The following is an 8,455-nucleotide window of genomic DNA, read 5'->3' as shown; positions in this document are numbered from 1 at the left end:
AGCCATTATGAAATAAAATTTGAAGAGATATTATCTGATAATGGAGCTGAATTTGGAATTAAAACCAGCAAGGTAAAAAATCAGCATCCTTTCGAAAGAATGCTGATGGAGCTCGGGATCGTACACAGATACACCAGACCTTACCGCCCACAGACAAACGGCAAGGTGGAGAGGTTTTGGAGAACTCTGGAAGAGGATTTATTGCGAGATACTGATTTTGATTCTCAAGAAGAGTTAAAAGAGGAATTGCTGCAATATTTATATTATTACAATCATGAAAGACCGCATCAGGGAATTGATGGAAAAAAGCCAATCGAAATGATAAATCCGTTACCGAAATAAGTAACTTTTACAGAAATGACAAATTAGACGGTTAAATCGTTATAATTTGTAAAATTTAGATTTTTAATCCACCAGCTCAAACTCCAAAACTTCGCTCTCTTTTCCATTAATAATAATCGACAATTGATGCGCTCCAGTATGAAAAACTCTAGTTGTGATTAACTTAAAAGATTGGTTTCTTTCAATTTTGGTTAATTGATTCGGATGATAAATCTTTTCACTGATTTTAAACACTTTTTTTGCTAAATGTCCTTTTGCTTTTTTATAATGAACGGCATATTCTAAACGAACCGTTTTTGGCTCTTCGTTTTTATTATTTAAATGAAATTGAAACCGAAGATAATCACCAATTTTTACAACAGGAGTTTTGATTTCGAAAGAAGAAAGTTCAATATTAGTGCTTTCTAAACCATAATGGCTTAAAATTTCAGGATGACCTTGTTTTAGTAAAGTTCGCGAGCCATGTTTAATAATTCCGTCAGTTTCTTTGCTGTAGCCTTTCCATTTCGAAGCAATTCCGAGCACAATCTGCGGATTATCTTTAGCAATATCGTTTAAATTATTGGCTACGCTTCTACGGACATATTCAGAAGGATCATTTTTTAAATTTTCCAAAATCGGCAGAATAGAAGAAGGATCTTTCTTTAGAAACGGAATTGCCATTGCCCATGGTAATCTCGGGCGAGAACCTTCGCTTGCTAAACGGCGTACGTGATGATTTTTATGCAATGACCATTTTATCATTTCGTCAATCATTTTCTCTTTATATTTTAAAATGAAAGGACGAACGGCAAATTCACAGCTTATAAATTGGGTTACAGAAACAAAAGCTTTTTTCGAAGTTTCAAAATCGTCTAAACCGTACATCTCAATATAATCGGCAAAGAAGACGAAAGCCAGATTTCCTTCTTTAAAACTATTTTTCTTTAAACTTTCTATGATTTTATCAATCAATGAAACAGCTTCGGGAAAATTTTGAGGCATAAATTGATGTAACACTACTGTTGTATGTTTCATTCTTTCTTTCCATTCCTTTTGAGCAAAATCGCCTTCATAAATCGCTTCAATAAATTTTTGTTTATTGAATGCTGGATACACTTCGGCAACAGCCTGAGTAAATTTTTCGTAAAAAGTAACGGAGTAAATGTCTTTAATTAAACCCATGATTTTTGTTTGATTGAACTTCAAAGATATTTAATTGAACGCTTATTAAGAGATTAAGTGTTGTTAAGAATTGTAACTTTATTTTTCAGAATATCTTAAGGGTTAAAAAAAGAGATATTTAATGTTTTGCATAATTTTTCATGTTATTGGAATTTTCAAATCCATAAAATATATCCTAATTTAGCATTATTATTAAAAACAGAAAAATGATAAGCAAAGTTCAATTTCAAGCAGAATTAAAACTCTTAATAGAAAATGCCATAAGAGAAGATGTCGGACCGGGCGATTATAGTTCGCTTGCGTGTATTCCTGATACAGCTCATGGTCAGGCAAAGCTATTGGTAAAAGATCAGGGAATTATTGCTGGTGTTGAACTTGCCAAAATGATATTCGAATATGTAGATCCGAAACTTAAAGTAAAAACATTTATTGAAGACGGTACGCGTGTAGAATATGGTGAGGTCGTTTTTGAAGTTTCTGGAAGCTCGCAATCTATTTTAAAAGCCGAAAGAGTGGTTTTGAATACCATGCAAAGAATGTCAGCGATTGCTACAAAAACAAACCATTTAATGCAGCTTTTGGAAGGAACAAATGCAAAGATTTTGGATACGCGTAAAACAACTCCAAATTTTAGAGTGGCAGAAAAATGGGCTGTAAAAATTGGCGGAGGCGAGAATCATCGATATGCGTTATATGACATGATCATGCTGAAAGACAATCATATTGATTTTGCTGGCGGAATTACACGCGCTATTGCAAAAACTAAAGAATATTTGAAAGAGAATAATCTTGACTTGAAAATTATTGTTGAAGCTCGTGATTTGGATGAAATCAGAGAAATTTTATTGAGCGATGGAGTTCATAGAATTCTGATAGATAACTTTAACTATGAAGATACAAAAACGGCAGTCAATTTGATTGGTTCAAAATGCCAGACAGAATCTTCTGGAAATATCAGTGAAAAAACAGTTCGCGAATATGCTTTATGCGGTGTGAATTATATTTCGTCAGGTGCTTTAACGCATTCTGTCTATAATATGGATTTGAGCCTAAAAGCTTTTTAAAATTTTGATTGTAATTATCCGTTTTAAAATCTAAGAAGTCTAACATCTAAGAAGTCTAAAAATCTATATAATATGTCGAAAGAGATAGAAGATCGGATTGAGAAGCTGCCTGTAATACGCAATCTGGCCCGACTTTTTAAAAGAATAAAATTCCCTTGGTTAGAGGGATTTTCTTTGTATGATTTGCTCGAAATGTACTCTTTGGGAATTCTTGAAGGGGCTTTTTCATATCATGCAAGTGCTGTTTCTTTTAGCTTTTTCATGGCATTATTTCCTTTTGCTTTATTTATTTTAAACTTAATTCCGTTTATTCCGATAGATAATTTTCAGGAAGATTTTCTACAGTTTGTGCAGCAGAGTGTACCTCCAAATACATTTGATGCAATTAGTAAAATTATCAGCGATATCTTAAACAATAGTCACTCGGGATTATTATCGTCTGGATTTTTGCTTTCGATTTTTTTGATGGCAAATGGAATTAATGGGATTTTGAGTGGTTTTGAATCTTCAAAACACGTTTTTGATAAACGCGGATTTTTTAAGCAGTATCTCGTTGCCTTAGCGATTTCTCTTGTAATGACGGTTATTCTGTTTGTGACAGTAGCTACAATTGTAGTTTTTGAGGTTTTCATTCAAAAAACCATTATTCAAGATGTACTGAGTGATCGTATTCCGCTGATTATTTTAGGACGATATTTATTCGTGATTTTAATGATTTTGATAACATCTTCAATATTATTGCGTTATGGAACAAAGCAGTATAATAAAGTGCCTTTTATTAGTATTGGTTCTGTTTTTACGACGGTCTTAATTGTTATATCTTCATTCTTTTTTGGGATTTGGGTTATAAAATTTTCAAAATACAACGAACTTTATGGTTCAATTGGGACATTATTAATTCTAATGTTTTATATTTGGATAAACTGTATGATTCTGCTTTTAGGGTTCGAATTGAATGCTTCTATCAGAAAATTAAAACAAAAAAAAGAAAAATAATATGAAAAATTTGGTGCTAACTATCGGAATGTTCTTCTTTGCCCTAACCATGCAAAGTCAAAGTGTAATTGGAAAATGGAAGACAATTGACGATGAAACTGGCGAAGCAAAATCGATTGTTGAGATTTACGAGAAATCAGGAAAAATATATGGCAAGGTAGTGGATATACTTCGTGAAGGCCACAAAAAAGATGTTTGTGTAAAATGTGATGGTGCCGAAAAAAACAAACCCATTTTAGGAATGGTTATTATAAACGGACTTAAAAAGGATGGTTCTGAATATAACGGAGGGACAATTTTGGATCCTACAAGCGGTAAAAAATACAAATGTTATGTTACTTTAGAATCTGCCGATAAATTGAAACTACGAGGTTATGTTGGGATTTCTTTAATGGGTAGAACACAATATTGGACTAGAGTAAAAAGCTAATTAAAATCTAATGCGAAAATTAACTTCGATAATTTTATTCTTAGTCGCAGTTTCAAATAATTTTGGACAATCTAAGAATTCGCCATTACCAATAAGTCATCTAACAGGTGACTTTTATGTTTATAAAACGTTTCATGATTACGACGGAACTCTTATTTCTGCCAATGCCATGTATGTGGTTACAGATAAAGGAGTTGTGCTTTTTGATGCGCCTTGGGATAAAACGCAGTTTCAGCCTTTGCTGGATAGTATAAAAGCAAAACACAATAAAGAAGTTGTGATGCTTTTTGGTACGCACTCACATGAGGATCGTGCAGGCGGATTTGATTTTTACCGAAAAAAAGTAATTAAAACATACTCAATTAAATTGACGGATGACATTCTGAAGGAGAAAAACGAACCAAGAGCGGAGTTTGTAATTCCAAATGATACTACTTTTACTGTCGGGCAATATAAGTTTGAAGTCTATTATCCAGGAAAAGGACATGCGCCAGATAATATCGTAGCGTGGTTTGGAAAAGATAAAATTCTTTATGGCGGATGTTTTATAAAAAGTGAAGAAGCGAAAGATTTAGGCTATTTAGGAGATGCTGATGTCAAAGAATGGGAGAAATCAATCAAGAAAGTTCAATTAAAGTTTAAAAATCCAAAGTATGTTATTCCGGGACATGATGGCGGAACAACCAATAAATCAATAGATCATACTTTAAAATTGGTTAAGGAGTATTTAGCTCAAAATTCTACCGAAAAAAAGTAACTTTGCATTCATATCTATAGTACATGTTTTTTATCGAAGTTATTTTACCACTTTCCTTAGCAAAAACCTTTACATATCGTGTTTCTGAGGCTGAATTCCATTTTATAAAAAAAGGAATGCGGGTTGCGGTACCTTTTGGTAAAAGTAAAATATATACGGCACTCGTTTTGGATGTTCATGAAAATGCGCCAACATTGTATGAGGCTAAAGAAATTCATCAGATTTTGGATGAAAAACCAATTGCGACCGAAATCCAGATTAAACACTGGCTTTGGGTTGCAAATTATTATATGTGCGGGATTGGCGATGTTTACCGCGGAGCATTTCCAAGTGGATTACTGTTGGAAAGCGAAACCATTATTTCGCACAAACCTGATGTTATCGTAAACGACAGCGAGCTTTCTGACGACGAGTTTTTGATTTATGAAGCTTTACACCATCAGAGTTCACTGAAGGTTCAGGAAATTGTTTCGATTTTAAACAAAAAGAATATACTTCCAATTTTGCAGAAATTGATTGCGAAGGATATTATTTTTTTGGATGAAGAAATAAAAGAAACCTACAAGCCAAAATTGGTTCGGTATGTAAAATTACATTCTAAATATGAATCGGATAATGGTTTGGAAGAATTGCTGACGGTGCTGAAAAATGCTAATAAACAAAAAGAAATCGTTTTGGCTTATTTTCAAATCAGTGCCTCAGAAAAAAAGCCAATTACAGTAAAGAAGCTTACTGAAATTTCAAATGCAGGCTCAGCAGCTGTAAAATCTTTGATTGAAAAAGAAATATTTGAAGAATATTATTTGCAGCATGACCGTGTTACATTTGATGGAGAAAAAACGGAAAAGGAATTGCAGTTGAGCCAAGCGCAAGAAAAAGCTTTTTCTGAAATCAAAAACAGCTTTTTAGAGAAAGAAGTTTGCTTGCTGCATGGTGTAACTTCGAGCGGGAAGACCGAAATTTATATAAAGCTAATTGAAGAATATCTGCATACAGGAAAACAGGTTTTGTATCTCTTGCCAGAAATTGCACTTACCACACAACTCGTTTCGAGGTTGCGTCTTCATTTTGGCGATAAAGTAGCTGTTTTTCATTCAAAATACAGCAATAATGAAAGAGTTGAGGTTTGGAGGCAAACGCTTGAGAATTCGCCTAAAGCACAAATTGTAATAGGAGCGAGATCGGCTTTATTCTTGCCATTTAATGATTTAGGGTTATTAATTGTTGACGAAGAGCATGAGCAGACTTTCAAACAGACTGATCCTGCGCCCAGATATCATGCGAGAGATGCGGCTATAGTTTTGGCTAATTTTCATAAAGCTAAAGTTTTATTAGGCTCAGCAACGCCTAGCATCGAAACTTATTTTAACACTCAAAATGACAAATACGGATTGGTAACTCTTTCCGAACGTTATAAAAATGTTCGTTTGCCTGAAGTAATTTTAGTTGATATCAAAGACAAGCATTTCAGAAAAAGAATGACAGGGCATTTTAGTGATCTTTTAATTGAAGAAATTGCCGAATCATTGTCATTGGGTGAGCAAGTTATTTTATTTCAAAATAGGAGAGGATACTCGCCTATAATTGAATGTTTGACTTGTGGGCATGTTCCGCATTGCCAGCAGTGCGATGTTAGTCTGACGTATCATAAACACAAAAATCAGCTTCGTTGCCATTATTGCGGGTATTCAATTGCAAAACCTACAAATTGCCACAGCTGTTCAAGTATAGATTTGACTACAAAAGGATTTGGGACAGAGCAAATTGAACAGGAATTGTCTTCGCTTTTTCCAAAAGCTAAAACAGCTAGGATGGATCAAGATACTACTCGAGGCAAGTTCGGTTTCGAAAAAATAATAGATACATTTAAAAATCGTGAAATTGATATTTTAGTCGGTACACAAATGCTAGCCAAAGGACTTGATTTTGATAATGTTGGTTTGGTTGGAATAATGAACGCCGATAATATGCTTCACCATCCCGATTTTAGGGCTTTTGAGCGTAGTTTCCAGATGATGACTCAGGTTGCGGGAAGAGCAGGAAGGTCTGAAAAACAAGGGAAGGTTGTCATTCAGACTTATAATCCTAATCATAATACAATTCAGCAGGTTACAAACCATAATTATATAGGTATGTATAAAGAGCAATTGTATGACAGGCAAATCTATAGATATCCACCTTATTTCAGAATTATAAAACTTACACTAAAACACAAAGATTTTGACAAACTGAAAGAGGGAGCAATGTGGCTGTATCAGGTTTTGAGCCAGAATTTAGGCATGCCGGTTTTAGGTCCAGAAGAGCCTGCTATAAGCAGAATTCGAAACGAATATATTAGAACTATTTTGATTAAGATTCCGCAAAATCTTCATTTAGGAAACACAAAAAAAACTATTCAGAAAATGCTGAATAGTTTTGAAGCTGTGGCCCAATACAGGGCTATAAAAGTTGTGATTAATGTAGATTTCTATTAAATAGCAATTAAGAAGAAGTTGAAAGCGCTTTTACCAGATCTTCTTTTTTGTTGCGGCTTAATGGTATTTTGGTGATGCCTATTTCAGCAAATTTGCTGTTAAAACGCTCAACCTTATCTATATTAATAATATATGATTTGTGAACACGGATAAATTTGTCTTTCGATAAATCATTTTCAAAAGATTTCATTGTAGAAAGAACCAGATTGCTGTCATCCTCGGTTACAACTCTCACGTAATCTCCAAAAGCTTCAATCCATTTTATTTTTGAAGTGAAGATTTTAAGTTTTTTTAGATTACTTTTGATGAATATATGCTCGCCTTCTTCTTCTTTGATGTCTTTTTTGAGCAGATGCATATCGATTGCTCTTTTTACAGAGGCGTTAAAGCGATCTACTGCAATTGGTTTTTGGAGATAGTCGGTAGCGTCATAGTCGAAAGCTTTTAAAGCATATTCGGCTTTAGATGTGATAAATATAATCTGCGGTTTTGATTTTAGTCCGTCAAGGAAATCAAAGCCGTTAATAACTGGCATTTCTATATCAAGAAATATTAAATCGATATTATTTAATGAGATACAACTTTTTGCTTCAATTGCATTAGAAAAATCCCCGATTAAATGCAAGCCTGGGTGATTATTAACCAATTTGGCAATAATTGTCCTTTGTATAGAACTATCATCTACAACAACACAGTTTAGTTTCATAACATTTAAATTTAGAATAAATTCAGGATAGCAGTAGTAAATGTATTATTTTTTTGTAAAAAAAACTAAAGTTGAGGCATCTTTTTTGCATTACGACGAATAAAAGGAAAAAAATGTTGCATATATAAATTAAATGCTTACTTTTGCACCCAATTTTAACAAATAAATTTTTTATTTATGAATCATTATGAAACTGTTTTCATTTTAAATCCCGTTTTATCTGAGGTTCAGGTGAAGGAAACAGTAACGAAATTTGAAGAATTTCTTACTAGTAGAGGAGCTGAAATGGTATCGAAAGAGGATTGGGGTCTTAAAAAAATGGCTTACGAAATCCAAAACAAAAAAAGTGGTTTTTATCACTTATTCGAATTCAAAGTTCCAGGAGAAGTTCTACTTGCTTTTGAAACTGAATTTAGACGTGACGAAAGAGTTATGCGTTTCTTAACTGTAAGTTTAGATAAACATGCTATTGCGTGGGCGGAAAGAAGAAGAGCAAAATTAAAATCTACTAAAGCGTAATTA

The 8,455-nt window shown here is 33.5% G+C and carries 9 protein-coding genes; 7 read left to right on the top strand and 2 right to left on the bottom strand.

Annotated features, from left to right (window positions below; translation table 11 throughout):
• Positions 1-342: integrase core domain-containing protein (locus tag BLP44_RS11130; protein ID WP_139159199.1), on the top strand; the 342-nt coding region annotated here is incomplete at its 5' end.
• Positions 343-405: 63 nt separating this feature from the next.
• Here BLP44_RS11130 and BLP44_RS11125 read toward each other — a convergent pair.
• Positions 406-1,506 carry a DNA alkylation repair protein gene (locus BLP44_RS11125; protein ID WP_091132844.1) on the bottom strand — a complete coding sequence of 367 codons (1,101 nt, stop codon included), beginning with the start codon at positions 1,504-1,506 and terminating at the stop codon, positions 406-408.
• Between the two features lie 206 nt (positions 1,507-1,712).
• Here BLP44_RS11125 and nadC point away from each other — a divergent pair, with 206 nt between their 5' ends.
• The 5 genes from nadC to priA all read left to right on the top strand — a co-directional run bounded on the left by nadC (position 1,713) and on the right by priA (position 7,227).
• Positions 1,713-2,570 (top strand): carboxylating nicotinate-nucleotide diphosphorylase, encoded by an 858-nt coding sequence (nadC, locus tag BLP44_RS11120; RefSeq protein ID WP_091132840.1) that lies wholly within the window; start codon positions 1,713-1,715, stop codon positions 2,568-2,570.
• A 72-nt stretch (positions 2,571-2,642) separates the two neighbouring features.
• Complete coding sequence (locus BLP44_RS11115) at positions 2,643-3,566, top strand: YihY/virulence factor BrkB family protein (protein WP_008463019.1); 924 nt, start codon at positions 2,643-2,645, stop codon at positions 3,564-3,566.
• A 1-nt stretch (position 3,567) separates the two neighbouring features.
• Positions 3,568-3,996 (top strand): DUF2147 domain-containing protein, encoded by a 429-nt coding sequence (locus BLP44_RS11110; protein ID WP_091132837.1) that lies wholly within the window; start codon positions 3,568-3,570, stop codon positions 3,994-3,996.
• A gap of 10 nt (positions 3,997-4,006) precedes the next feature.
• Positions 4,007-4,753 carry a subclass B1 metallo-beta-lactamase gene (bla-B1-FLAV, locus tag BLP44_RS11105; protein ID WP_091132834.1) on the top strand — a complete coding sequence of 249 codons (747 nt, stop codon included), beginning with the start codon at positions 4,007-4,009 and terminating at the stop codon, positions 4,751-4,753.
• 23 nt (positions 4,754-4,776) lie between these two features.
• Entirely contained in the window at positions 4,777-7,227 is a 2,451-nt protein-coding gene (gene priA, locus BLP44_RS11100) for a replication restart helicase PriA (protein WP_066035027.1), read from the top strand.
• A 7-nt stretch (positions 7,228-7,234) separates the two neighbouring features.
• Here the strand turns inward: priA and BLP44_RS11095 are convergent, their stop codons facing one another.
• A complete protein-coding gene (locus tag BLP44_RS11095) occupies positions 7,235-7,933 on the bottom strand; it encodes a LytR/AlgR family response regulator transcription factor (protein ID WP_008463025.1) in 699 nt (232 codons plus the stop codon).
• Between the two features lie 177 nt (positions 7,934-8,110).
• Here BLP44_RS11095 and rpsF point away from each other — a divergent pair, with 177 nt between their 5' ends.
• Positions 8,111-8,452, top strand: a complete 342-nt coding sequence (gene rpsF / locus BLP44_RS11090) for a 30S ribosomal protein S6 (RefSeq protein WP_008463027.1) — start codon at positions 8,111-8,113, stop codon at positions 8,450-8,452.
• Positions 8,453-8,455 lie beyond the last annotated feature (3 nt).

It is taken from the genome of Flavobacterium anhuiense (assembly GCF_900101855.1).
GTDB lineage: Bacteria > Bacteroidota > Bacteroidia > Flavobacteriales > Flavobacteriaceae > Flavobacterium > Flavobacterium anhuiense.
The sequence above is the reverse complement of the archived record's forward strand: the minus strand, read 5'-3'. Positions and strand labels throughout refer to the sequence as shown.

What these genes read in the sequence shown, in the direction of transcription:
- BLP44_RS11125 (WP_091132844.1), bottom strand. Translation starts at nt 1,506, where the DNA reads ATGGGTTTAATTAAAGACATTTACTCCGTTACTTTTTACGAAAAATTT.
- nadC (WP_091132840.1), top strand. Translation starts at nt 1,713, where the DNA reads ATGATAAGCAAAGTTCAATTTCAAGCAGAATTAAAACTCTTAATAGAA.
- BLP44_RS11115 (WP_008463019.1), top strand. Translation starts at nt 2,643, where the DNA reads ATGTCGAAAGAGATAGAAGATCGGATTGAGAAGCTGCCTGTAATACGC.
- BLP44_RS11110 (WP_091132837.1), top strand. Translation starts at nt 3,568, where the DNA reads ATGAAAAATTTGGTGCTAACTATCGGAATGTTCTTCTTTGCCCTAACC.
- bla-B1-FLAV (WP_091132834.1), top strand. Translation starts at nt 4,007, where the DNA reads ATGCGAAAATTAACTTCGATAATTTTATTCTTAGTCGCAGTTTCAAAT.
- priA (WP_066035027.1), top strand. Translation starts at nt 4,777, where the DNA reads ATGTTTTTTATCGAAGTTATTTTACCACTTTCCTTAGCAAAAACCTTT.
- BLP44_RS11095 (WP_008463025.1), bottom strand. Translation starts at nt 7,933, where the DNA reads ATGAAACTAAACTGTGTTGTTGTAGATGATAGTTCTATACAAAGGACA.
- rpsF (WP_008463027.1), top strand. Translation starts at nt 8,111, where the DNA reads ATGAATCATTATGAAACTGTTTTCATTTTAAATCCCGTTTTATCTGAG.